This window comes from Ureibacillus endophyticus, from assembly GCF_003628435.1.
GTDB lineage: Bacteria > Bacillota > Bacilli > Bacillales_A > Planococcaceae > Ureibacillus > Ureibacillus endophyticus.
The window spans coordinates 14,804-37,490 of record NZ_RBZN01000005.1 but is presented as its reverse complement, the minus strand read 5'-3'; the positions used below and the strand labels follow the sequence as shown (position 1 = coordinate 37,490).

The following is a 22,687-nucleotide window of genomic DNA, read 5'->3' as shown; positions in this document are numbered from 1 at the left end:
ATTGTTGACTAGATTCTATATTAATAGATGTAGAAAAATTGATAATAAAAGGGAGGGTAACCAATGAAAAACAATCCAATTATTCCTTATATTCTAATCATGGTATTCGGTATCGGACTTATCTTCTTCATGTCATTAGAAGGTGTAGGGAACAAAGAAGAAATCGCTGGCGGACACGAAGGAACTGAAGAAGGCGGCGAAACAGCTGGTGGTGCTGATGGTGAAGCATTAGTAAGCGCTTGTATCGGATGTCACGGTGGTGACTTAACTGGTGGTGTGGGGCCAAGCCTTGTTGGTTTAGAAGCTGATCATATCGTTGACGTATTAACAAACGGTATTGAAGGTACTCCAATGACTCCAGGTCTAAAAACTCCAGACGAAGCACAAGCAATCGCTGAGTACATTTCTTCATTAGAATAATAATTTTTTCGCAAAGGGCTGTTTAGTAAGTAAACTTTACTGAACAGCCTTCTTCTCATATAATAAAAATTTAAATAATAGCTTTGCTCCTGTGGTAGTCGAACTAAATTTCGACTATCCTCGTCGCAAAGGGAGTGTCTTAAACAAGATATCAGACACTCCCTTTGTTTTTTTATATAATAGAGTGGCAAATATAGAAAAAGGCGGTAAGTTATGAACGCACAAAAATTATCAAAACGATTAGAAACTGTAGCTTCTTTCGTACCAACTGGCGCAATTGTTGCAGATATCGGGAGTGACCATGCATATTTACCATGTTACTTAGTTCATCAAAATATCGTGAATAAAGCTGTTGCTGGTGAAGTAGTAAAAGGTCCTTATGAATCGGCTTTAAGACAAGTTAAACTTGAAGGATTAGAAGATAAAGTTATTGTTCGTTTAGCAGACGGTCTACAAGCGATAGAAGACAATGATCAAGTTGATACCATTACAATTGCAGGTATGGGTGGTCCATTAATCGTATCGATTTTAGAGAAAAATCCAGAAGCATTAACATCGGTGACACGCCTCATTCTACAGCCGAATATTCATGCAAAAGTAATTAGAGAATGGGCATTGCGTAATGAGTGGGCAATATTAGATGAAGTGATTTTGGAAGAAGATGAGAAAATTTATGAAGTGTTAGTATTGCAACGGGGCAAAATGAAATTAAATGAACAGCAAATTATTTTAGGCCCCCATTTAGTGGCTCAAAAATCTAATACTTTCATGAAAAAATGGACAAGAGAAATCGACAATTGGAAACGTGTACTACAGTCCATTGAACAAGCAGAGCAAACACCAGAAATCGTCCAAAAAAAGAAAGAGCTTGTACATTTAATAAGTCTTGTTGAGGAGGCTATTAAGTAATGAAGAATCCAAATGGAAATGAGATAATCCAGCTATTTGAAAGTTGGTCTCCAAAAAAGATTGCGTGTATGGAGAATGATCCAATTGGCCTTGCTATTGGTACTTTAAATAAAGAAATTACAAAAGTACTTGTAACTCTTGATGTCAATGAACAAGTGGCGGATGAAGCGATTAACAAGGGATGTCAATTAATCATTGCCCATCATCCACCAATCTTCCGTAAACTCTCTAATTTACGTACTGACACACCGGCTGGTAAGTTATACGAGAAATTAATTAAAAACGATATTGCGGTGTATGCTGCACATACGAACTTAGATGTTGCAGTAGGTGGAGTAAATGACTTATTAGCAGACGCTTTAAAACTTGAAAATCGAGAAATTTTAGAGAAAACGTATAATGAGTATTTAATGAAGCTTGCTGTTTTCGTTCCTGATGACTATGCGGATAAGGTTCGTGTTGCACTTTCAAAAGCTGGAGCAGGGAAAATCGGCAATTATGATTCTTGTAGTTTCTCAACGAACGGACAAGGTCGTTTTAGAGCATTGGAAGGAGCAAATCCTTTTATTGGGGATATAGGTGAAATGGAAAAAACTGATGAAGAAAAAATTGAAGTCGTATTCCCACATTCTATTAAAAATAAAGTGTTAAAAGCTTTATTAAATGCACATCCATATGAAGAACCTGCTTACGACATTTACACGTTAGCCGTTGAGACGAACATAATGGGCTTAGGTCGAATTGGAACCTTACAACAACCAATGACTTTACGTGAGTTTGCTGAGCATGTAAAAAAGAGTTTAAATGTGCCATGTGTACGTGTCGTAGGTAATACAGATGAGATCGTTTCCAAAGTAGCTGTTGTTGGAGGAGACGGAAATAAATATATCCACTCTGCTAAACGTGCGGGAGCAGATGTGTTTGTAACAGGTGATATGTATTTCCACGTCGCGCAGGATGCACAAAGTATTGGATTAAATATTGTCGACCCAGGTCATCATGTGGAAAAGGTTATGATTAAAGGTGTGGCTGAAAAGATGGAGCAGTTATGCTTCGAAAAGAAATTGGCAGTACAATTTATCCAATCTGAAATTAATACAGAGCCGTTTATATTTTTATAGGTGATTTTAGGAAGTGTAAAAGTGAGTAATAACGGAAAAGTGTGGGTTATGATTGGTGTTTTAATGGTAATAATCGGAGTTGTATTTCAAATTATCTTCTCGATTGTGTCAGAAAAACAAATCAATCAACTCGTAACAAATTGTGAAAATGATGGGGGAGAAGCTATTGTTGAAAAAGGTGGCTTCATCATTACAACATCATATGAATTTAAATGTAATAAATAAATTTAAGGGCTGTGCACAACGCACAGCCCTATTAATATTCTTTTCGTTTGATTAATGAGCACGCTCAGCTTTTAATGCTTCGTATTGAGCTTGATCGAATTCTTTTTCAGATTTTGATATAACAACTGTAGCAAGACCATTTCCGATTAAGTTTGTTACAGCACGAGCCTCAGACATGAAGCGGTCAACCCCAATTAATAATGCGATACCTTCAACAGGAATCATAGGGAAGGCAGCTAAAGTTGCAGCTAACGTAATGAAACCTGAACCTGTTACCCCTGCAGCCCCTTTAGAAGTAATCATTAAGATTCCTAGAAGCGTTAAAATTTGAATCCAAGTTAAATCAACACCGTATGCTTGTGCAATGAAAAGAGCTGCCATTGATAAATAGATTGCTGTACCATCAAGGTTGAATGAATACCCAGTTGGAACCACTAAACCAACCGTTTGTTTAGAACATCCGAAACGTTCTAATTTACGCATTAAAGATGGTAATGCAGATTCAGAAGAAGAAGTACCAACTACTAAAAAGATTTCTTCTTTTATATAAGAGATAAATTTAAAGATATTTACACGATAATAAGCAGCGATTGAACCTAAGACAAATACGATAAATAAGAACATAGTAATGTATACAGCACCCATTAATTGACCAAGGTTACCTAAAGTGCTCAAACCAAAGTTTCCAATTGTGTAAGCCATCGCACCAAAGGCACCAATTGGAGAGAATTTCATAACCATTCCTACAATTCTGAAAAAGATTTCAGAAACTTGTTCAAAGAAAGAAATGACTGGTCTAGATTTTTCACCAAGTGCTGCTGCAGCCATACCAAATAATACCGCTGCAAATAAAGTTGGTAATAATTCACCATTTGCAAGAGCACCTACAAAGTTATCAGGAATAATACTTCCTATGAATGCTCCAATACCGTGTTCCGTTTCAGAAGCAGCAGTTGTATATTTAGATACATCTGCGTCACCTGCTGCTGATGTATCGATACCATCACCTGCATTTACTATTAGAGCTACCCCAATACCAATTGCTAATGCGATTGTTGATACAATCTCGAAGTATAATAATGCTTTACCACCAATTTTACCGACTTTTTTCATATCTCCCATACCGCCAATACCGATTACGACTGTTAAGAAGATAATAGGAGCAATTAACATTTTAATTAATTTAATAAATAGATCTGCTAAAACTTTTAAACCTGCTCCAAATTCTGGCCAAATAGCCCCAACAATAATACCTAAAACAATTGCGAAAATAACTTGGAAAGTTAGATTTTTTACTAGTTTCATATTCTCACATCCTCCATTTATTTAAAGTAAGCAATTTATGATATCGCTTTCACTTGAAAACTATCATAACGGAAAATTTTCTGAAATTGCTGTTTAGTTTTTAAAGAATATATCGTTCATTTTGTTCATTTTCTTGTGATTTATATTGAAAATCCAATAATACCAACGTTTAACCTGTTATATTACTGTTCTATTATTAGGTTAAGTTGTTGTAGTACAAAATTAAAAAGAGCTACCTATTTTCATAGATAACTCTTTTTTGTTCGTTTTGTTCATTATTTGATAATTTGTTCTTTTTTTAGTTCCTCTAAAAATTCATTTAAATAGTTTTCATTATACTGTTTTCTATAAACTTCGTATATTGGTTGAATCTTCGCTTTCCATTGCTTTCTATCTGAATCTTGTAATTTGTAAATTTTAACATCCTTCATTTGCATTAAACTGTTTAATTCTTTTTCATTCATCTGTTGAGCTTGCTCAAATTGCCAATCTTGAATTTCTTCTAAAGACTGTAGAATAATCGCTTTAATATCTTCATCTAAATTATTCCAAAAATCTTCATTCATCATTACAGCATAGCAAAGTATTCCATGATTTGAGAGGGTAATATGGTTTTCCATCGTATAAAAACGTTTTGAATAAATATTTGAGATTGTATTTTCTTGGGCATCAACTTGCTTGTTTTGTAGATCATAATAAACATTACCAAAGGAAGTTGGAATTGGTTCTGCTCCTAGAAGTAGAAATTGCTGTTTCAAAATATTACTCGGCATCATACGAACTCTTTTTTCATAAAAATCCTCAACTTTGAAAATTGGGGAAGTCGAAGCAATTTGTTTAAAACCATTATTCCAAAATGTCAGACCTTTAATATTAATGCTGTTTAGTTCTTGTAATAATTTTTTGCTTAATGGACCGGTTAAGACAGTTTTTAATTCTTCATTATTATCAATAATAAAAGGTAAATCAAGAACTTGCCAATTAGGTAGTAAATCGGTCATTTTAGAGAAAGTTGGGGCAATCATTTGAATTTCATTTTCTCGAAGGGCTTCGATTTCCGTTTCATCATTGTAAAGCATTCCGTTTGGATAAATTTTAACAATTACACGGCCTTCGCTCTTTTCTTCAACCAACTGAGCAAATTTTTCAGCAGCCATCCCTTTTGGCGTATTTTCTGCCACAACATGACTAAAGTTAATAATAATTTGGTCATCTAAACCATGCTGTTCGTCATCATAGGGTAAAGTATTATATGAGAAAATATTTTGACGATATCCAAATAATGCGATTAATATTAGGATGATAATAACGGAACCAGATAAAAAATATTTCATAACATATTCACCATTTTATTTTTATTTTTTATTATAAACAAAAAATGATAATAGACACAGATTTTATAAAGGAGGGGTTACATGTACAAACGAAAATTATCTATGAATGGGAAAATTATGTTGTTAACGTTTTTCATTATTGCCTTATCCTTTATAATAGCTGGAACATTTGTTATTGGCAGTGTATTAAAAAAACAAGAGGAAAATATAGGTTATGAAGCAATGTTAGTTGCTCGTACAGTTGCTAACTTACCAGAAGTGAGGAGTGGTTTAGGAAATGACGACTTTACAATTGGATCAACAAAAATTAATGAAATCGTTGAAGAAATACGTTTTATTAATCGAGCAGATTACATTGTTATAATGAATATGGAACGGAAAAAATTTTCACATCCATCCAAAAAGGAAATAGGAAAAATAAGCAAATCATCTGATTTGGATGCTGCATTTGCAGAACATTATTACATATCAAAAGCTAAAGGGGATAAAGGAACAACAATACGGGCTTTTGTACCAATAATGGATGAAAAGAATGTTCAAATTGGTGTCGCATTAGTAGGGTTTAAATTACCATCTTTTACAAAATTTATTTTGCAATTTCAAAAGGAACTATTAATTACAATTGCATTGACGATTGTATTTAGTATTTGGGGAGCCCTGACGTTAGGTAGACATATAAAAAAACAAATGTTTGGCCTAGAACCAGAAGAAATCTCGAGACTTTATGTAGAAAGATCAGAAACCTTCAATGCAATGCATGATGGTATTATTGCAGTTGATAAAGATTTAATTATTACCGTTTTTAATCAAAAAGCGAGCGAAATTTTAGGTGTATCTGGAAATCCGTCTGAAAAGATTGGTAGAAATATTTATGAGGTTTTACCAGATACAAGATTACCTGAAATCTTCTTTTCAGGAAAACCTGTTTTTGACCAAGAAATCCTCGTTAATGAACACAGCATTTTAAGTAATCGTGTTCCGATTCTAGTAAATGGTGAGAAAGTGGGAGCAGTAGCTGTTTTCAAGGATTTAACTACAGTTAAACAACTTGCCGAGGAATTAACGGGTGTAAAAGCATTTGTACAAGCTTTGCGAGTTCAAACACATGAATACAAGAACAAACTACATACCATTGCAGGATTACTTCATCTTGGACATACAAAACAAGCATTAGAATACCTATCCCAAGTAAAAGAGGAACATGATAACGTTACAAAATTTTTAAATGAACGAATTTATAACGAAAATATTTCGGGATTATTATTAAGTAAAATTAGTAGAGGGAAAGAACTAGGGATAACGGTAAATATCGATAAAGAAAGCAGATTTACTAAGTTCCCAGAAAAACTAGACCACCACGATTTTGTTATACTTTTTGGGAATCTTATAGAGAATGCCTTCGATTCCTTAGTTCAGGTTGATAAAGAGGATAAGGAAATAACTATCTCTATCGATGATAACGATGGGGTATTAGCGATTTTAGTAAGTGATAATGGTACAGGAATGTCTGATGATGTAAAAGAAAAAATATTTGAGAAATGGTTCTCAACAAAATCGAAAGAAAATCGAGGAATTGGTTTATTCTTAGTAAATGAAATTGTAAATAAAGGGAACGGAACAATAGAAGTCATTAGTGAATTAAACAAGGGGACAACATTTTTAATTACATTTGAATTATAGAGAGGAGGGGACGTCATGATAAAAGTTTTATTAGTTGAAGACGATCCTATGGTGAGAGAAGTGAATCGACAGTTTATTGAACGAGTTGAAGATTTTCAAGTGATTGCAATGGGTAATAATGGCGTTGATGGATATAACAAAATTATTGAGTTAAAACCAGATCTAGTCATAATGGATATTTTTATGCCGGAACAAGATGGATTAGTAACTCTACGTAAAATACGAACAAATAACTTACCTGTCGATGTCATCACAGTAACTGCAGCTAATGATATGCAAACAATTCATCAGATTTTACATTTAGGTGTGTATGATTACATAATGAAGCCTTTCACTTTTGAAAGAATGCAACAGACACTTTTAAACTATAAAAATTTTAAACGACTAGCAAATGGTGCACAGGATGTAACTCAAAAAGAATTAGATGAGATGATTCATCCTTATCGTGAAGTAGAAGAAAACAACGAAAATGATATAAATATAAGAATGGAATTACCAAAGGGTTTTAACCGTTCTACACTAAATAAAGTTTTAACTTATATCAAAGATTCAAAAGAAGGAGCATCTGCCGATGATGTTGCGGCTGCAATTGGCGTTGCGCGGGTAACTGCAAGAAGATATTTAGATTTCCTTGAAAAACAGAATTTTATTAAAGTTGATGTTCATTATGGCGGTGTTGGACGTCCAATAAATCATTATTTTGTTTAAATATGTTTTCTAACATTTACACCTGTATAAAGCGGGTGTATTTTTTATTTTTTAGAAACAAATTCTTCATAATAAGTTGCGCAGAACGATTCGTACATTTATTAGCCTATTTGCATATGATAGATTTTAGAACAACCTACGTTTAAGTTGCAAGAAAGGAGATTAGTATGCGTCCATCCAGTTTTAATAATATACCGCGTGGTCAAAATTTCCCTCCATTCCCTAGAAACGTACCAGGACCTATGCCACGTGGTCCGATGCCAAACTTTGGGTATCGACCACCAGGAGCTTTTCAACCAGGAATGATGCCGCCACCAGGATTTCAACCTAGACCTCAACCTGGTTTTCAGCAAGCATTACAACAAGGACTACAGCAAGCACCTACCCAAACTCCGAAATTGGACTCATTTATGAATACAGCGAATAAATGGTTAGCTACAGCACAAAGCTTTCAACCTCTAATACAACAAGCTACACCGATGCTTCAAAATTTACCGGCTTTGTGGAAATTATACAAAGGATTTCAATCTTCACCCAAAAATGAGGAACAAGAATTTGTTGATGATGAACTAGATGATGAATATTATGATGAAGAATTCGAAGATGAACCAATCGTTGAACCTGAAAGACCAAAAAGAAGACGAGAAAAATCTGCTAGAAGGGTGCGTTCTGAACAACGTGCTGAACAAATAGAACAAAAACCTAGGTCAAAATCAAGGCCAAAACCAAAGCCAATCACTTCCCAACCATCCATGCCACGAATATTCCAACCTCCTTACCATTTTGATTAGAAAAGTAGAATGATGTTTTGTATTAAACGTGTCACTCCGTTATAATATGTCTATGTAACAACAAAAGGAGTTGGCATGATGCAAGTCATTAAAATAAATCCACGAGGCTACTGCTATGGTGTTGTCGATGCCATGGTCATTGCACGGAATGCCTCATTAGATAAAACATTACCAAGACCAATCTATATATTAGGTATGATCGTTCATAATAAACATGTAACCGATGCTTTTGAAAAAGAAGGTATTATTACATTAGATGGTGAGAATCGCAGAGAAATTATTGAACAAGTTGAACAGGGGACGGTTATTTTTACGGCTCACGGTGTTTCTCCAGAAATTCGAGAAATTGCTAAAAAGAAAGGTCTTGTTGCAATTGACGCAACTTGTCCTGACGTAACGGTAACCCACGACTTGATTAGTGAAAAGTCTGCAAAAGGCTATGATATTATCTACATTGGTAAAAAAGGGCATCCTGAACCTGAAGGAGCTATCGGAGTTGCACCTGACCATGTTCACTTAGTTCAAAATGCAGATGACGTTAATAAGCTAGATTTAAAGAATGATAAATTATTAGTTACAAATCAAACAACGATGAGTCAATGGGATGTAAAACATCTAATGGATATGCTAAAAGAGAAATTCACACACATTGAAGTTCATGAAGAAATCTGCCAAGCAACACAAGTACGTCAAGAAGCCGTTGCCGAACAAGCTGGTAAAGCGGATTTATTGATTGTAGTAGGCGACCCACGCTCTAACAATTCAAATCGATTAACACAAGTATCAGAGGAGATTGCAGGTACGCCATCATATCGAATTGCTGATATTTCCGAGCTGAAAATTGAATGGTTAAAAGGAATAAATACAATTGCTGTTACGGCTGGTGCTTCTACGCCAACACCAATTGTGAAGGAAGTCATTACGTTTTTAGAAAAATTTAATCCTGAAGATCCTGCTACCCATGAAATTAATCGTACCGTTACATTAGATAAGATTTTACCAAAAATTAAAGAGCCAAAACCTGTTGAAAAAATATTACCAAACTAAAAACTGTTAAACGACCAGGATAGATTTTATCCTGGTTTTTTACTTTGTTGGGTTAAATAAAAATTTTTAAATTGTAAATGCATCGTTTTGTGAATTTTCTAAAACCCTTGATATAGGTGGAGTTATACAGGTGTTTTGTTGTGCTTTATATTTCCATAATGGTACAATATGAAACATATTAGGAGGTACGAAAAATGTCGAAGTATTCGGATTATGATTTTAAGCCATTTTTGAGAGAAGCAATTGAGAAACTTGGCTTTATAGAACCAACACCAATTCAAAAGGAAATGATTCCATTAATTTTGAAGGGTAAAAGTGCGATTGGACAAGCACATACGGGCACAGGAAAAACACATAGTTTTTTATTACCAATTGTGCAAAGAATCGTAGAAGAAAAACAAGAAGTGCAAGCAGTAATCACGTCACCAACTCGTGAATTAGCGCAACAAATTTTTGATGCGTTAAATCAACTTATTGAAGAAACTTCTATTCAAGCTAAATTATTTATTGGTGGTACAGATAAACAACGTGCAATTGACAAGTTAAAAACGCAACCACAAATTGTAGTTGGTACGCCAGGACGAATTCGTGATTTAGTGAAAGAAGGCGCATTATTAGTTCACACTGCTTCCATTTTAGTAGTTGATGAAGCTGATTTAGCTTTTGATATGGGATTTATTGAAGATATTGATGGATTTGCATCGGTTATGCCAGAAACATTAGAAATGTACGTGTTCTCGGCAACAATTCCAGTTAAATTACAACCATTCTTAAAAAAATATATGGAATCACCAATCCATATTCAAATGAACGATAAACGACCTGTAGCAGAAAACATTGAGTTTGTATTAGTACCAGTACGTTCAAAATCACGTAATAAACGATTACTTGATGTAATTGAAGGGATTAATCCATACTTAGCTGTTATTTTCTGTAACACGAGAAAAAATGCAGAGTCTGTTGCAGCATATTTAGCAGAACAAGGTATTCGTGCAGGACAAATTCATGGCGACTTAAGCCCACGTGATCGTAAAAAAATGATGAAACAAATTCGTGATTTAGAATTCCAATATATTGTTGCGACAGATTTAGCTGCACGTGGAATTGATATTCAAGGAATTTCTCATGTCATTAACTATGAAATACCAGAAGACCTGGAATTTTTCGTTCACCGTGTAGGACGTACTGCCCGTGCAGGAAATAAAGGTGTAGCAATAACATTATTTGAACCAGAAGACGAAGATGCAATTGTTCGTATTGAAAAAATGGGCATTCCTTTTGAACAAAAAGATGTAAAAAAAGGTGAATGGATTGAACTAAAAGAACGTCATGCGCGTAAAAATCGAGTAAAACATGAAAATGAAATTGATAAAATCGCTAAAATCCGAGTTCATAAACCTAAAAAAGTTAAACCAGGCTATAAACGTGCAATGAAATGGGAAATGGAAAAAATTAAGAAGAAAGAACGTAAAAAACGTAATCGTATGAAGTAATAGGAGGAAATGAGAATGTTGATTGGTTCACACGTTTCGATGAGTGGGAAAGATATGCTTCTTGGATCAAGTAAAGAAGCTGCTTCTTACGGTGCATCTACTTTTATGATCTATACTGGTGCACCTCAAAACACTCGCCGTAAACCAATAGAAGAATTAAACATAGAAGCTGGCCTTACTCATATGAAAGAAAATGGCTTATCAAATATTGTTGTTCATGCACCTTATATTATCAATATTGCAAATACAACAAAACCAGAAACTTTCGCATTAGGTGTAGATTTTTTACAGAAAGAAATCGAACGTACAGCCGCAATCGGTGCAACTCAAATCGTTCTACATCCAGGTGCACATGTTGGCGCAGGAGTGGAAGCAGGAATTGCCAAAATTATTGAAGGATTGAATGAAGTGTTAGCAACAGAACACCCAGTACAAATTGCTTTAGAAACGATGGCAGGAAAAGGCTCTGAAATAGGGAGAACTTTTGAAGAACTTGCTCAAATTATAGACGGTGTTACACATAATGAACGTCTTTCTGTTTGTTTTGATACATGTCATACCCACGATGCTGGCTATGATATTGTGAACGATTTTGATGGTGTATTAGAGCAATTCGATAAAATTATTGGATTAGACCGAATAAAAGTGGTTCACGTAAACGATAGTAAAAACGTTTGTGGGGCAGGAAAAGATCGACATGAAAATATCGGCTTTGGTCATATCGGATTTGAAGCTCTACACAATATTGTTCACCACGAAGTGTTTAAAGATATACCAAAAATTTTAGAAACACCATGGGTTGGATCGGATGCAAAAAATAAAAAAGCACCATATAAATACGAAATCGAAATGCTACGAACTGGAAATTATAAACCAGAAGAAATTGAAAGCTTAAATGATTAATAAAAAATGCACTGAGCACAATAAGCTTAGTGCATTTTTTTATTGTAGGAGGTATAGATGAAAAAGAGCATTATAATACTTTGCTTATTACTTCTTTTGACCGTACCTAGTAACATTACTCTTGCAAAATTAAACTTGGAACCTGTTGTTCAAAATCAATTAGGCAATAGCGATATTAGTGTTTCAGTTCGGGATGTAGTAACTGGTGAAATTCTATATGAAAAAAATGGAGAAGTAGCGATGAAACCTGCATCCACATTAAAGTTGCTTACTGCAGCAGCAGCCTTAGATATTCTCGGTTCAAATTATCGTTTTCACACGAAACTTTATATTGATGGAGAAATGAAAGGTAAGATGTTAGAAGGGGATATTTACATTAAAGGTGAAGGGGATCCAACCTTACAAAAACACAACTTCGAAGCCTTTGCAGACGCATTAAAACATTATGGAATTGAAAGTGTAACAGGAAATCTTTATGGCGATGACACAGTTTTTTCGGGTTCACAATTAACGCCTGGTGTTGCAACTTCAGATGAAAGCTATTATTATGCAGCGCGGACAACTGCGTTAACGATGTCACCGGATAATGATTTTGATGCTGGATCAATTATTATTCATGTGACACCTTCTGCAATTGGAAAAGCGCCCATTATACAAGCAGATCCAAGTTTAAGTGGAATGAATCTTATTAATCAAGCTAAAACGGTAGTAGCAGGTGAAGAAACGACCATCGAGATTGAAAGGCAATATCGAACTGATACAATTGTCGTCACTGGTAATATTCCTTTAGGAAAACCATTTAAAGATTGGGTCACTTTATATGATCCAACTATAAATACACTATATGCTATAAAAGAAACTTTTGAGGAAAAGGGAATAACCTTTACTTCACAAAATGTAATAAAAAGGGGAAAGGTACCAATTGATGCACAATTGATTTATGCTAAACATTCAGTTCCATTAAAAAACTTAATTGTTCCATTTTTAAAACTTAGTAATAACAGTATTGCAGATATTTTAGTGAAAACAATAGGAAAAGAAACCTATGGGAAAGGAAGAACGGATTACGGAGTAAAGGCTCTTAATGCATATGGTACTGCCATGGGGCTTAACATGGAGCGTTGGTATTTAGAAGATGGTTCTGGCATTTCTCATGAAAATAGAGTTACGGCTAATGAACTTTCACACTTACTAGTAAAAGTAAAAGATGAACCAAGTTTTAAAATTTTCTACGATAGCTTACCAGTAGGAGGTAGTAAGGACCGTTTAATAGGTGGTTCTTTAAGAAAACGATTTCTGACTGAACCCTATAAAAATCATGTAGTTGCAAAAACGGGTAGTATTTCGGGAGTTTATACATTAGCAGGGTATGTAAAAGCAAACAGTGGGAAAACCTACGCATTTACAATTATGACGCAAAATCAATCTACTCCTGCACTAAACTCGATTGATGAAGTTGTAAAAACTATTATTGCTAAGTACTGATACCTAAAGGATGTTGAATAAACTATCTTTTAGGTCTTTTTTTATGCAAATTTTTGTAAAAAAGATTTATAATCTATCAACTATGGTAATATTATGCTATAAAAATTATTGGAATCTTCTTATAAAAAAGATGAAATTTCAAATTTTTTAACCCTGTCATATTAAATAAATAGGAGGTTGCTATGAAAAAGAGACTTACCATGTACATGCTTATATTTGCACTCTTACTAAGCAATTTAGTTTTTGCAAATAATGCACAAGCTGCAAGTAGTTTAGATGCTACAGTTCAAAGTACTTTAGGAAACTCAAACATTAGTGTTACTTTACGATCATTGGAATCAGGAAAAGTATTATATGAAAGAAACGGAGATATTGGTCGAAAGCCTGCATCCACAATGAAACTATTAACTGCATCAGCAGCACTAGATACATTGGGCCCAGATTACCGGTTTAAAACAGAACTTTACATAGATGGTGAAGTAAATAATAACGTATTAAATGGTAATTTATACATAAAAGGTGGGGGCGACCCAACTTTAAATAAAAAAGACTTCTCGACTTTTGCCGTTACACTTAAACGTCATGGAATTCGAACAATTAATGGTAATATTTATGGAGACGACACACTATTTTCAGGGTCTCAGCTTTCACCTGGTGTAGTAGCTGAAGATGAAACCTATTATTATGGAGCTCGGACATCAGCATTAACCATGTCACCGAATGACGATTATGACTCTGGTACGATCATCGTAAATGTGAAAGCATCGAGTGTAGGCCGTGCGCCAGTTGTATCTGCAGAGCCTAATTTAAGTGGAATGCAAGTTGTAAATAAGGCGAAAACGGTTGGGAAAGGTCAAAAAAATACAGTGAAAATCGTACGGAAATATCGTACAAATCAAATCGTTATTACTGGTAGTCTACCTGTTGGAAGTTCTGCGAAAGACTGGGTATCGTTACAAGACCCAACGATCAATACATTGCATTCAATTAAAATTGCACTTGAGAGTACGGGTTTAAAATTTTCAAAGAGAAGTAATGTAATGAGAAAAGTAGTTCCAGAAAATGCGACATTACTTTATACAAAATCGTCTATTCCATTAAAAACTTTAATGAATCCATTCTTAAAGCTAAGTAATAACAGTATTGCAGATATTTTAGTGAAAACAATGGGACATGAAGTATACGGAAAAGGCCATATCAATTATGGATTGAAAGTATTAAATGACTATGGAAATACACTTGGTTTAAATATGGGGAATTGGAATTTTGAAGACGGCTCGGGGATGTCCCATAAAAACCGTATTTCTACCAATGAGTTAACATCTTTATTACTAAAAGTACGCGATGAACAAAATTACAATATATTTTATAATGCATTACCAGTAGGGGGACAAAAAGAACGCTTAGTTGGAGGCTCTCTAAAAAAACGTTTTACTCAAGCACCTTACATAAGTAAAGTACATGCAAAAACAGGAAGCATTACAGGAGTTTATACACTAGCAGGCTATATTACTGCTAAAAGCGGTCGTACATTTGCCTTTGCAATTATGACTCAAAATCAATCATCAAGTAAAATAAGTAATATTGATACAGTTGTAAAGAAAATCTATCAACTGTATTAAAAAGAATTGAGGTTTACCATTTTAGGTAAACCTCAACTTTGTTTATATAAATCATAATATTGTAGAAGTTTTTTTAATTTTTTCTTTCCGATTATTTTTTCAACTTCTTTTAAAAAGGATTTTGGGATACCTGTAAAAACCCAAGTAATATTTGCTTTATTTACTAATGGACGTAATTTAACTACCTCTTCAATGGTTAAATCCACATCATATTGCCGTGCAAACTTGACAATCTCCCTATCTGACATCGATAAAAAAGCTTCAATTAATTCGAATTGCTTCACATTTTCATCCTTTCAAAATAAGCAAAATTCAAGAAAGCCAAAAATTTCAAGTTACTATACTTTACTTTTAATTTATAATCAACTATACTATCAAAATGTAAATCGTAATGATTATGAATTAGAAAGAAGCGATTAAATGAGCGAACCAATAATTGAAATGAAAAATGTATCTTTTCAATATGAATATACGCAAGTTTTAAATAATATTTCTTTTAAGGTAAATGAAGGGGATTTTCTTGCAATTCTTGGACCAAATGGATCTGGGAAGTCGACTCTATTAAAAATATTACTAGGGTTATTAAAGCCCCAATCCGGAGAGATTAAACTTTTCGGACAACCAAATGAAACTTTTCGTCAAAGAGAATGGATCGGTTATGTTTCACAAAAGTCCAATGCATTTAACTCAGGTTTTCCTGCTACCGTTGAAGAAGTTGTAAAAAGTGGGCTTACTAAAAAAGTCGGTATGTTTAAACGTATCCCGAAAGATGCGCTATTACAAGTTCAAGATGCTTTAAAAGCAGTTGGGATGGAAAGATTCAGCAAGAAAAATATTGGAGAACTTTCTGGTGGTCAGCAACAGCGTGTTTTTATTGCAAGAGCATTAATTGCTAAGCCTAAGATTTTAGTAATGGATGAACCTACTGTTGGAATTGACCATGAAAATGTCCAATCGTTTTATGATATGTTGTACTCCTTAAACAAGGAACAAAATATAACAATTATTTTAGTAACACATGATGTTGACACAGTCTCAAATCGAATAAGCCATGTAGCATGTTTAAATCAAACAATACATTTCCATGGATATAAACAAGAGTTTGATGAAATATCGCAAGAACAATTAGACAAATGGCAAGGCCATGCAGTTAGAAAGATTCATTAAAGAGGAGAAGGCAATATGATAGATGCGATAATAAATTATGAGTTTTTACAAAACGCTTTTTTCTCCGGGCTTCTTATAGGAATCATTGCTCCATTGTTAGGAGTTTTCATTGTTGTTCGTAGAATGTCACTTATTGCAGATGCACTTTCCCACGTAACATTAGCAGGGATAGCAGGAAGTTTATATTTAAGTCAAACCTTCACTGTGTTAGCGCTTATTAATCCTATCTATTTAGGTATTGTAGCATCAGTAAGTGGATCAATTTTAATTGAACGACTTCGAACGTTATACAAACATTATGAAGAGCTTGCAATACCGATTATTATGTCAGGAGGTATTGGATTAAGTGCTATCTTCATTTCATTAGCTAGTGGATTTAATACAGATATTATGAGCTATTTATTTGGCTCTGTTTCGGCAGTATCGAGGCAAGATTTATGGGTAGTAATTGCCATTACAATCGTTGTTTTTCTTTTTCTATATACTTTCTTTAAAGAAATGTTCGTTTTATCTTTTGATGAAGAATTTGCAAAAGCAAGTGGCTTACCAGCGAAAACGATTCATCTGTTGTTTATGGTCGTTGTAGCTTTAGTAATTGCTGCAAGTATGCGGATTGTGGGGATTTTGCTTGTTTCTTCATTAATTACTTTACCAGTAGCTGCAAGTATGCGTATTGCAAAAGGCTTTAAACAAACCATCCTTTTTTCCATTCTCTTTGGTGAGGCCGCGGTGATTTTAGGATTAGTGAGTGCGTTTTATTTAAATCTCGCTCCAGGAGGAACAATTGTTGTAACATCCATCCTTATCTTATTAATTGTGATACTAGGTAAAAAAGCAGCGATGAAAATGAAAGCAGAAAGGGTCTAAGTTATTGTGAATATTACACGGGCATGGGAAATCTTAAAAAATAACGGGTATAAAAAAACAGATAAAAGAGAATTAATATTAAATATGTTTGCTGAATCCGATAAGTATTTAACGGCTCGGGACTTGTTAACGGTTTTAAAGAAAGATTATCCTGGTATGAGTTTTGATACAATCTATCGAAATTTAGCTACATTTGTTGAGTTAGGAATCTTAGAAGAAACGGAATTAAACGGTGAACGAAATTTCCGTATGCAGTGTGAATCAGAGCATCATCATCACCATTTTATTTGTATGGATTGTGGAAATGTAAAAGAAATTCCAGTTTGTCCAATGGAGATGATGAACGAAAAATTACCAAATTATTCGATTGAATCCCACAAGTTTGAAATTTACGGTAAATGTCCAGAGTGCCAGTAATTACTCGAAAGTACCGTAATATGATTAGTTGTGTTAAAATTATATTTTTTTGAAAATTCATATGTTACAGTAGTTAATAATTGAATATTCTTGCAGGAAAAAGGTGCACAATCATGCTTAATGGGGAATTCGGTGAGATGCCGAAGCTGTGTCCGCAACTGTATGTGTTTTATTATAAGAAAGATAAAAAATTTCTCAAAAAAACACGAGCCAGGAGACCATCCTTTTTCTAATCGTAACACCCCTCTTCGGAACTAAAGAGAATGTACGGCAAATTTTTCGAATATAGATTACCATTTAAATATTCTATGAGTTATGCCATCCATTCTTGGGTGGCTTTTTTATTATGTAGTAAAAGAGAAAGAGGAATTGAATATGAAAAAATATAAAAAATGGCTGGCTCCTATAGCCATCTCTCTAGTTTTAGCAGGATGTGCAAATGAAAAGACTGATGAAAATGCAAAAAATGACTCAACATCTACATCTAATGAAAGTTCCTATACTGTTCAGGATGACCGTGGTGTGGATGTAACGTTTGAAACGGTTCCAGAAAAAGTTATCTCACTTCAACCGAGCAATACAGAAATATTGTTTGAATTAGGTGTGGGGGATAAAGTAATCGGTGTTACAGATTATGATACATATCCTGAACAAGCAAAAGAAATTGAACGGGTATCTGATACACTGACTGTAAATAATGAACGAGTTATAGAGTTAAACCCTGATGTTATTTTCGCTTATTCAATAGGTGATGATGCACAAGTGGAACAATTAGAAAGTGTTGGAATGAAAGTATTCGTTATTGATGCTGCATCTACAATAGAGGATGTTTATGGTGATATTAAACAAATTTCTGAAGTCATGGATGTTGAAGAAGAGGGGCAGAAGGTAGTAGATACTATTCAATCAAAAATAACTGCTGTTCAAGAGAAAACAGCTAATATAGATGATAAGAAAAAAGTTTATTTCGAAATTTCATCTGCACCAGATATTTGGTCGATAGGGTCTGGAACATTCCAACAAGAACTAATTACAAGTGCTGGTGTTGAAAATTTATATGGGGATCAACAAGGTTGGTTTGCAGTAAGTGAAGAAGATTTAATACATCGCAATCCAGAAGCAATAATTACGACAGTTAACATTGAAGATCCTGTAACTGAAATTTTATCTCGTTCAGGTTGGAATGTGATTACTGCTGTACAGAAAAAAGAAGTATACTATTTGAATGCAGATATTGTAGATCGACCAGGTCCACGTATTGGCGAAGCAGTCGAGCTTATTGCAAAATCCATTTATCCTGATTTATTTGAGGAATAATATTTTTGCAGAACTATTCAAAGGAAATTTTAGGAGATAACAATGACAATTATTTTTATTACAGGTGGCGTAAGAAGTGGAAAAAGTGCATTTGCAGAAAAATATGCTTTAGAAATTTTTAATAAGCAAGAGGGAGCATCCCTTTTTTATATTGCCTCTGGAGTAGCCTTTGATGATGAAATGAAAAAGAGAATCAAGCGTCATCAAGAAGATCGATCAAAGTCAAATGAAGTATGGCAAACCATTGAAGTCCCCGATGATTTTCCTCCAGAAATGATGGGATTCAAACAAAATGACGTTGTTGTATGGGATTGCATTACGACATGGGTGACTAACGTGTTATTTAAAACCGAACATTCACAACAACAACGTATAATCAAAATTAATCAATATATAAATCGGTTCAAGTCCTATGTAACCCATTGGAATGAGAAACAAATAAAATTAATCATTGTGTCAAATGAAGTATTAGATGAGCCCCAATCTAATTTTGCAGAAGTAAACATGTTCCGCAAACTCCTAGGGGAACTTCATCAGTGGATTGTCTCACAAAGTGATGAAGCTTATGAGATTGATTATAGTATTATAAGACGTTGGAAATAAGGTGGTGTCCTAAATGAAAAATAGTTTGGTAGGTCTACTACTTACATTTCAATTTTTCACTTCAATACCTGTTCGAAAACAATTGACAATGGATCGACAAACAGTGACTTCGATGTATGCTTTAATGCCAGTTATGGGTGTATTAATGGGATGTACAAATTTACTTATCGTTTACTTAAATGGTTCGTATTTTCATTTTTCACCATTATTTTTAGCAATCATTCTAGTTGTAGCTAATATTGTAATGACTGGTGGGTTGCATTTAGATGGTTGGATTGATCTTGGGGATGCTTTTTTTTCTTACCAAGATCAAAAGCGGAGATTAGAAATTTTAGAAGACTCCAGAGTGGGTGCTTTTGGGGCAATTTGTTTAGTTGTGTTACTACTTCTTAAAGTGGCTTTTTTATATGAATTATTTAATAGAGATTTAGAGAATCATTTAGTTTATTTTGTAGTCATTCCATTTTTAGGTCGAATATCTATATTAATTTATTTCTTAACAATGAAAAACGTCAAACAAACAGGTTTAGCTGCTTATTTTAAGTCGCAAGTAATTAATAAACATGTGTGGACTGCAATTGTAATTTATACGATTCTATTAGTTGCAATTTTTACATATTTTTCAATGCCTCTTGTCTTTATTTTATATCTATCGATGATTGGTGTTATAGCAATCTATCGAATTTGGACACTAAAGAATTTTGGTGGCATGACTGGTGATTTAATGGGTGCACTATATGAAGGAATGGAGTTAATTTTGTGGGGAATTCTGTTATTGTTCATTTAATTCGTCATGAGAAAACGGAAGCAAATACAATGAGAAAATATTTGGGATGGACGGATGAATCGATACTTGATATTCACGAATCGTTTCACATTCCATTTCAGTCTAAATTGGTGTATGGCAGTGATTTAAAAAGATGTGTTGAGACAGCAAAATTATATTTTCCTATTGCAGAATATAAAGCTTTTTCACCATTACGTGAACTTAATTTTGGCGATTTTGAAATGAAAACTTATGATCAGTTGAAAAATTTACTTATTTACCGTGAATGGATTGATTGCCCACAACAAATTACACCACCTAATGGAGAAAACTTCAAACATTTCAAACATCGAGTGTTAGCTTGTTTTAAACAAATCGTTAATCAACCTCATGAATACACGTTCGTTGTTCATGGGGGAGTTATTCGACTGCTTTTATCTGAATTTGGACCATCTAAACAAACATTTAATGAAATTGCTGTTAATCATCGCACAATTTATACATTAAAATGGTCAAATCCTAACTTAATAAAAGGAGGGCTACGATGCGAGTCATTATTGGTGGAGCCTATAATGGAAAAAAGGCCTATGTAAAAAATTCGTTGCTACATATTGATCAAAAATTTATTCATTTTTTTGATGGGGAAATACCTTCAACACAATTCACGAAAGAAGCCTATGTAGTAATAAGTAATTTTGAGAAAATTATTTTAGGAATGACTGATTTCGATGAGGATGAAATTGCAAATCAATTATTAGAGGCAATTAAAAAATTGGATAAACAGACGAATGTCATTTGTATTTGCAATGATCTTGGCAGAGGAGTTGTCCCTATAGAAAAAGAACAACGTAAATTAAGGGATACGTGTGGAAGATTATATCAAAGATTATTTGAAGAAAGTAATTCAATTGTTCGTATATGGTACGGGATACCACAAATAATAAAGGAGTGTCATGTTAATGAATAATTCGAAATTGAAATTAATGATATTAACCGCTTTAATTGCAGCATTATCAGTAATTGGTAGCTTTATAAAAGTGCCTGGAATTATTACAACAGCTGCATTAGACTCGGCACCAGCATTTATGAGTGTAGCATTCCTACCACCGATTTATTCTGGGTTAGCTGGAGGTTTAGGACACCTTGCAACCGCCTATTCATCAGGATTTCCATTTGGGCCATTACATATCTTAATTGCAATCGAAATGTTTATCATTGTTTCTTTATTTAATGTTTTACATAAAAAAGGTTTCACCATTTTAAAGTGGATCTTTTTAATTGTTGCCAATGGGATTCTCTCACCATTGCCATTTTACTTTATTATTTCACCTGCTTTTTATTTCTCAGCATTACCTAGTTTACTTGTTGCAACAGTTATTAATGTTATAATTGTATTAATCATAATGCCAATTTTAGTTAAAATTTTGAATAATGGAAAGGTAAAACATATATGAGAAATGCAATTAAAATTGATAGGGATACGATAATAACCATTGATAATTCTGGTTGTATCGGTGAAAAAGAGCATGATTGCGTTAAGGTTCCTAACGAATTAGCGGCCTACTACTCCGCACGCGTCTCAATATTAGAGCAATGGTGCGCGGGAGCACAGCCCACACATTTGTTTTTAGCTAACTTTACAAGTGAAGACGCATGGGCTGATTATCAAAAAGGATTCGCAAAGGCGTTTGAAGAAATAGGCGAAAAAATGCCCCCACTAAATGGTTCCACAGAATCGAATTTCACTTCAATGCAATCTGGACTAAGTTTAACAGTCGTGGGAAAAAAAGCATTTGAAATAAATGAGGAAAACTGTGATTGGTTTATTGTTGGACGACCTCTAGTAGGGGAAGAAGTTGTGATGAATCCGGCCGATGTGGCAAAGTTAAATGAACTTATTCTACTAATCAAAATCGGGATTATTAAACATGTATGGCCAGTCGGTTCTAAAGGAATTAAGGCGGAATGTAAGAAAATTTTTAAAAACAATGAAATTGAATGTGCATTGCCTTTAGAAAAATCAGGTGGTCCATCAACTTGTGTTATTGTAGCCGTTGATAGAGAACAACTAGGTCAATTTTTTGATACAATTACAGCACCAATCGAAAAGCTTATTATAAAATAATCATCGTCTAAGGAGAGAATGAAATGTATTCAGTAACTAACCGTATAAATGTTAAAAAAGGAATGGCTCATAAAATGGCACCTAATTTCACAAAACCAGGTCCATTACAACAATTTGAAGGATTTATTAAAGTAGAAGTTCATGTAAGTACTCAATTTGAAGAATACGATGAGTTAAGTGTAATGATGTTTTGGGAAAATATGGAAGGTTTTGAAGCTTGGAAAAATAGTGATGCTTTTAAAGAAGCACATAAACGTCCTTCTGATGGACCAAATCCGAATAGCCCAGTAATTAGTAGCCAAATCGTCGTAGCAGAGATTGTGTCTACAATTTCAAAATAAAAATAAAAGGTCGTCTCAATTCATTTTGAGGCGACTTTTTA

26 protein-coding genes and 1 riboswitch are annotated in these 22,687 nt (G+C 34.0%); of the genes, 23 read left to right on the top strand and 3 right to left on the bottom strand.

The annotated features are described in order from the left end of the window. Positions 1 to 63 precede the first annotated feature (63 nt). The 4 genes from cccA to D8M03_RS03570 all read left to right on the top strand — a co-directional run bounded on the left by cccA (position 64) and on the right by D8M03_RS03570 (position 2,675). A complete protein-coding gene (gene cccA / locus D8M03_RS03585) occupies positions 64 to 420 on the top strand; it encodes a cytochrome c550 (RefSeq protein ID WP_121213309.1) in 357 nt (118 codons plus the stop codon). 213 nt (positions 421 to 633) lie between these two features. Continuing rightward, the gene (locus D8M03_RS03580) at positions 634 to 1,329 is read left to right on the top strand and encodes a tRNA (adenine(22)-N(1))-methyltransferase (protein WP_121213308.1); all 696 of its coding nucleotides are present in this window, start codon (positions 634 to 636) and stop codon (positions 1,327 to 1,329) included. Continuing rightward, entirely contained in the window at positions 1,329 to 2,450 is a 1,122-nt protein-coding gene (locus D8M03_RS03575; protein ID WP_121213307.1) for a Nif3-like dinuclear metal center hexameric protein, read from the top strand. Before D8M03_RS03580 ends, D8M03_RS03575 begins: the two co-directional genes overlap by 1 nt. Positions 2,451 to 2,471: 21 nt before the next feature. Further along, on the top strand, positions 2,472 to 2,675 hold the full coding sequence (locus tag D8M03_RS03570; protein ID WP_121213306.1) for a hypothetical protein: 204 nt from the start codon (positions 2,472 to 2,474) through the stop codon (positions 2,673 to 2,675). 51 nt (positions 2,676 to 2,726) lie between these two features. Here the strand turns inward: D8M03_RS03570 and D8M03_RS03565 are convergent, their stop codons facing one another. Beyond that, complete coding sequence (locus tag D8M03_RS03565; RefSeq protein WP_121213305.1) at positions 2,727 to 3,980, bottom strand: dicarboxylate/amino acid:cation symporter; 1,254 nt, start codon at positions 3,978 to 3,980, stop codon at positions 2,727 to 2,729. A gap of 275 nt (positions 3,981 to 4,255) precedes the next feature. Further along, on the bottom strand, positions 4,256 to 5,314 hold the full coding sequence (locus tag D8M03_RS03560) for a DctP family TRAP transporter solute-binding subunit (RefSeq protein WP_121213304.1): 1,059 nt from the start codon (positions 5,312 to 5,314) through the stop codon (positions 4,256 to 4,258). A gap of 81 nt (positions 5,315 to 5,395) precedes the next feature. Here D8M03_RS03560 and D8M03_RS03555 point away from each other — a divergent pair, with 81 nt between their 5' ends. The 8 genes from D8M03_RS03555 to dacB (D8M03_RS03520) all read left to right on the top strand — a co-directional run bounded on the left by D8M03_RS03555 (position 5,396) and on the right by dacB (D8M03_RS03520) (position 15,043). Beyond that, a complete protein-coding gene (locus D8M03_RS03555; protein WP_121213303.1) occupies positions 5,396 to 6,994 on the top strand; it encodes an ATP-binding protein in 1,599 nt (532 codons plus the stop codon). A 15-nt stretch (positions 6,995 to 7,009) separates the two neighbouring features. Next, positions 7,010 to 7,702, top strand: coding sequence for a response regulator (locus tag D8M03_RS03550; protein WP_121213302.1), 693 nt, complete (start codon positions 7,010 to 7,012; stop codon positions 7,700 to 7,702). A gap of 167 nt (positions 7,703 to 7,869) precedes the next feature. Continuing rightward, positions 7,870 to 8,493, top strand: a complete 624-nt coding sequence (vrrA, locus tag D8M03_RS03545; RefSeq protein WP_121213301.1) for a VrrA/YqfQ family protein — start codon at positions 7,870 to 7,872, stop codon at positions 8,491 to 8,493. Between the two features lie 78 nt (positions 8,494 to 8,571). Beyond that, positions 8,572 to 9,540 (top strand): 4-hydroxy-3-methylbut-2-enyl diphosphate reductase, encoded by a 969-nt coding sequence (locus D8M03_RS03540; RefSeq protein ID WP_121213300.1) that lies wholly within the window; start codon positions 8,572 to 8,574, stop codon positions 9,538 to 9,540. Positions 9,541 to 9,734: 194 nt separating this feature from the next. Continuing rightward, entirely contained in the window at positions 9,735 to 11,033 is a 1,299-nt protein-coding gene (locus D8M03_RS03535) for a DEAD/DEAH box helicase (protein WP_121213299.1), read from the top strand. Between the two features lie 15 nt (positions 11,034 to 11,048). Further along, positions 11,049 to 11,936, top strand: coding sequence for a deoxyribonuclease IV (locus D8M03_RS03530; protein WP_121213298.1), 888 nt, complete (start codon positions 11,049 to 11,051; stop codon positions 11,934 to 11,936). A 57-nt stretch (positions 11,937 to 11,993) separates the two neighbouring features. Next, entirely contained in the window at positions 11,994 to 13,421 is a 1,428-nt protein-coding gene (gene dacB / locus D8M03_RS03525) for a D-alanyl-D-alanine carboxypeptidase/D-alanyl-D-alanine endopeptidase (RefSeq protein WP_121213297.1), read from the top strand. A gap of 182 nt (positions 13,422 to 13,603) precedes the next feature. Continuing rightward, a complete protein-coding gene (dacB, locus tag D8M03_RS03520) occupies positions 13,604 to 15,043 on the top strand; it encodes a D-alanyl-D-alanine carboxypeptidase/D-alanyl-D-alanine endopeptidase (RefSeq protein ID WP_245987443.1) in 1,440 nt (479 codons plus the stop codon). Between the two features lie 32 nt (positions 15,044 to 15,075). On the opposite strand, the gene D8M03_RS03515 is transcribed toward dacB (D8M03_RS03520), so the two are convergent. Then, positions 15,076 to 15,327 carry a DUF2624 family protein gene (locus tag D8M03_RS03515; RefSeq protein WP_121213296.1) on the bottom strand — a complete coding sequence of 84 codons (252 nt, stop codon included), beginning with the start codon at positions 15,325 to 15,327 and terminating at the stop codon, positions 15,076 to 15,078. A 136-nt stretch (positions 15,328 to 15,463) separates the two neighbouring features. On the opposite strand from D8M03_RS03515, the gene D8M03_RS03510 reads away from it, so the two are divergent. From D8M03_RS03510 to D8M03_RS03460, 11 genes are all read left to right on the top strand, one after another. Further along, the gene (locus tag D8M03_RS03510) at positions 15,464 to 16,210 is read left to right on the top strand and encodes a metal ABC transporter ATP-binding protein (RefSeq protein WP_121213295.1); all 747 of its coding nucleotides are present in this window, start codon (positions 15,464 to 15,466) and stop codon (positions 16,208 to 16,210) included. A 15-nt stretch (positions 16,211 to 16,225) separates the two neighbouring features. Then, the gene (locus D8M03_RS03505) at positions 16,226 to 17,077 is read left to right on the top strand and encodes a metal ABC transporter permease (RefSeq protein WP_121213294.1); all 852 of its coding nucleotides are present in this window, start codon (positions 16,226 to 16,228) and stop codon (positions 17,075 to 17,077) included. Positions 17,078 to 17,083: 6 nt separating this feature from the next. After that, a complete protein-coding gene (locus tag D8M03_RS03500; RefSeq protein WP_121213293.1) occupies positions 17,084 to 17,494 on the top strand; it encodes a Fur family transcriptional regulator in 411 nt (136 codons plus the stop codon). A gap of 84 nt (positions 17,495 to 17,578) precedes the next feature. Continuing rightward, positions 17,579 to 17,735, top strand: a riboswitch (cobalamin riboswitch). A gap of 134 nt (positions 17,736 to 17,869) precedes the next feature. Continuing rightward, positions 17,870 to 18,811 (top strand): ABC transporter substrate-binding protein, encoded by a 942-nt coding sequence (locus tag D8M03_RS03495; protein ID WP_121213292.1) that lies wholly within the window; start codon positions 17,870 to 17,872, stop codon positions 18,809 to 18,811. A 42-nt stretch (positions 18,812 to 18,853) separates the two neighbouring features. Next, positions 18,854 to 19,414, top strand: a complete 561-nt coding sequence (locus D8M03_RS03490; RefSeq protein ID WP_121213291.1) for a bifunctional adenosylcobinamide kinase/adenosylcobinamide-phosphate guanylyltransferase — start codon at positions 18,854 to 18,856, stop codon at positions 19,412 to 19,414. A 13-nt stretch (positions 19,415 to 19,427) separates the two neighbouring features. Next, on the top strand, positions 19,428 to 20,201 hold the full coding sequence (gene cobS, locus D8M03_RS03485) for an adenosylcobinamide-GDP ribazoletransferase (protein WP_121213290.1): 774 nt from the start codon (positions 19,428 to 19,430) through the stop codon (positions 20,199 to 20,201). Continuing rightward, positions 20,174 to 20,773, top strand: a complete 600-nt coding sequence (locus D8M03_RS03480) for a histidine phosphatase family protein (protein ID WP_121213289.1) — start codon at positions 20,174 to 20,176, stop codon at positions 20,771 to 20,773. Before cobS ends, D8M03_RS03480 begins: the two co-directional genes overlap by 28 nt. Further along, positions 20,725 to 21,147 (top strand): bifunctional adenosylcobinamide kinase/adenosylcobinamide-phosphate guanylyltransferase, encoded by a 423-nt coding sequence (locus tag D8M03_RS03475; protein WP_121213288.1) that lies wholly within the window; start codon positions 20,725 to 20,727, stop codon positions 21,145 to 21,147. Before D8M03_RS03480 ends, D8M03_RS03475 begins: the two co-directional genes overlap by 49 nt. After that, complete coding sequence (locus tag D8M03_RS03470; protein WP_121213287.1) at positions 21,140 to 21,634, top strand: ECF transporter S component; 495 nt, start codon at positions 21,140 to 21,142, stop codon at positions 21,632 to 21,634. The genes D8M03_RS03475 and D8M03_RS03470 overlap by 8 nt, the downstream gene beginning before the upstream one ends. After that, a complete protein-coding gene (locus tag D8M03_RS03465; RefSeq protein ID WP_121213286.1) occupies positions 21,631 to 22,305 on the top strand; it encodes a hypothetical protein in 675 nt (224 codons plus the stop codon). The genes D8M03_RS03470 and D8M03_RS03465 overlap by 4 nt, the downstream gene beginning before the upstream one ends. Before the next feature lie 23 nt (positions 22,306 to 22,328). Further along, positions 22,329 to 22,646, top strand: coding sequence for a heme oxygenase (locus tag D8M03_RS03460; RefSeq protein WP_121213285.1), 318 nt, complete (start codon positions 22,329 to 22,331; stop codon positions 22,644 to 22,646). The last annotated feature ends 41 nt before the right edge of the window (positions 22,647 to 22,687 follow it).

What these genes read in the sequence shown, in the direction of transcription:
- cccA (WP_121213309.1), top strand. Translation starts at nt 64, where the DNA reads ATGAAAAACAATCCAATTATTCCTTATATTCTAATCATGGTATTCGGT.
- D8M03_RS03580 (WP_121213308.1), top strand. Translation starts at nt 634, where the DNA reads ATGAACGCACAAAAATTATCAAAACGATTAGAAACTGTAGCTTCTTTC.
- D8M03_RS03575 (WP_121213307.1), top strand. Translation starts at nt 1,329, where the DNA reads ATGAAGAATCCAAATGGAAATGAGATAATCCAGCTATTTGAAAGTTGG.
- D8M03_RS03565 (WP_121213305.1), bottom strand. Translation starts at nt 3,980, where the DNA reads ATGAAACTAGTAAAAAATCTAACTTTCCAAGTTATTTTCGCAATTGTT.
- D8M03_RS03560 (WP_121213304.1), bottom strand. Translation starts at nt 5,314, where the DNA reads ATGAAATATTTTTTATCTGGTTCCGTTATTATCATCCTAATATTAATC.
- D8M03_RS03555 (WP_121213303.1), top strand. Translation starts at nt 5,396, where the DNA reads ATGTACAAACGAAAATTATCTATGAATGGGAAAATTATGTTGTTAACG.
- D8M03_RS03550 (WP_121213302.1), top strand. Translation starts at nt 7,010, where the DNA reads ATGATAAAAGTTTTATTAGTTGAAGACGATCCTATGGTGAGAGAAGTG.
- vrrA (WP_121213301.1), top strand. Translation starts at nt 7,870, where the DNA reads ATGCGTCCATCCAGTTTTAATAATATACCGCGTGGTCAAAATTTCCCT.
- D8M03_RS03540 (WP_121213300.1), top strand. Translation starts at nt 8,572, where the DNA reads ATGCAAGTCATTAAAATAAATCCACGAGGCTACTGCTATGGTGTTGTC.
- D8M03_RS03535 (WP_121213299.1), top strand. Translation starts at nt 9,735, where the DNA reads ATGTCGAAGTATTCGGATTATGATTTTAAGCCATTTTTGAGAGAAGCA.
- D8M03_RS03530 (WP_121213298.1), top strand. Translation starts at nt 11,049, where the DNA reads ATGTTGATTGGTTCACACGTTTCGATGAGTGGGAAAGATATGCTTCTT.
- dacB (WP_121213297.1), top strand. Translation starts at nt 11,994, where the DNA reads ATGAAAAAGAGCATTATAATACTTTGCTTATTACTTCTTTTGACCGTA.
- dacB (WP_245987443.1), top strand. Translation starts at nt 13,604, where the DNA reads ATGAAAAAGAGACTTACCATGTACATGCTTATATTTGCACTCTTACTA.
- D8M03_RS03510 (WP_121213295.1), top strand. Translation starts at nt 15,464, where the DNA reads ATGAGCGAACCAATAATTGAAATGAAAAATGTATCTTTTCAATATGAA.
- D8M03_RS03505 (WP_121213294.1), top strand. Translation starts at nt 16,226, where the DNA reads ATGATAGATGCGATAATAAATTATGAGTTTTTACAAAACGCTTTTTTC.
- D8M03_RS03495 (WP_121213292.1), top strand. Translation starts at nt 17,870, where the DNA reads ATGAAAAAATATAAAAAATGGCTGGCTCCTATAGCCATCTCTCTAGTT.
- D8M03_RS03490 (WP_121213291.1), top strand. Translation starts at nt 18,854, where the DNA reads ATGACAATTATTTTTATTACAGGTGGCGTAAGAAGTGGAAAAAGTGCA.
- cobS (WP_121213290.1), top strand. Translation starts at nt 19,428, where the DNA reads ATGAAAAATAGTTTGGTAGGTCTACTACTTACATTTCAATTTTTCACT.
- D8M03_RS03475 (WP_121213288.1), top strand. Translation starts at nt 20,725, where the DNA reads ATGCGAGTCATTATTGGTGGAGCCTATAATGGAAAAAAGGCCTATGTA.
- D8M03_RS03470 (WP_121213287.1), top strand. Translation starts at nt 21,140, where the DNA reads ATGAATAATTCGAAATTGAAATTAATGATATTAACCGCTTTAATTGCA.
- D8M03_RS03465 (WP_121213286.1), top strand. Translation starts at nt 21,631, where the DNA reads ATGAGAAATGCAATTAAAATTGATAGGGATACGATAATAACCATTGAT.
- D8M03_RS03460 (WP_121213285.1), top strand. Translation starts at nt 22,329, where the DNA reads ATGTATTCAGTAACTAACCGTATAAATGTTAAAAAAGGAATGGCTCAT.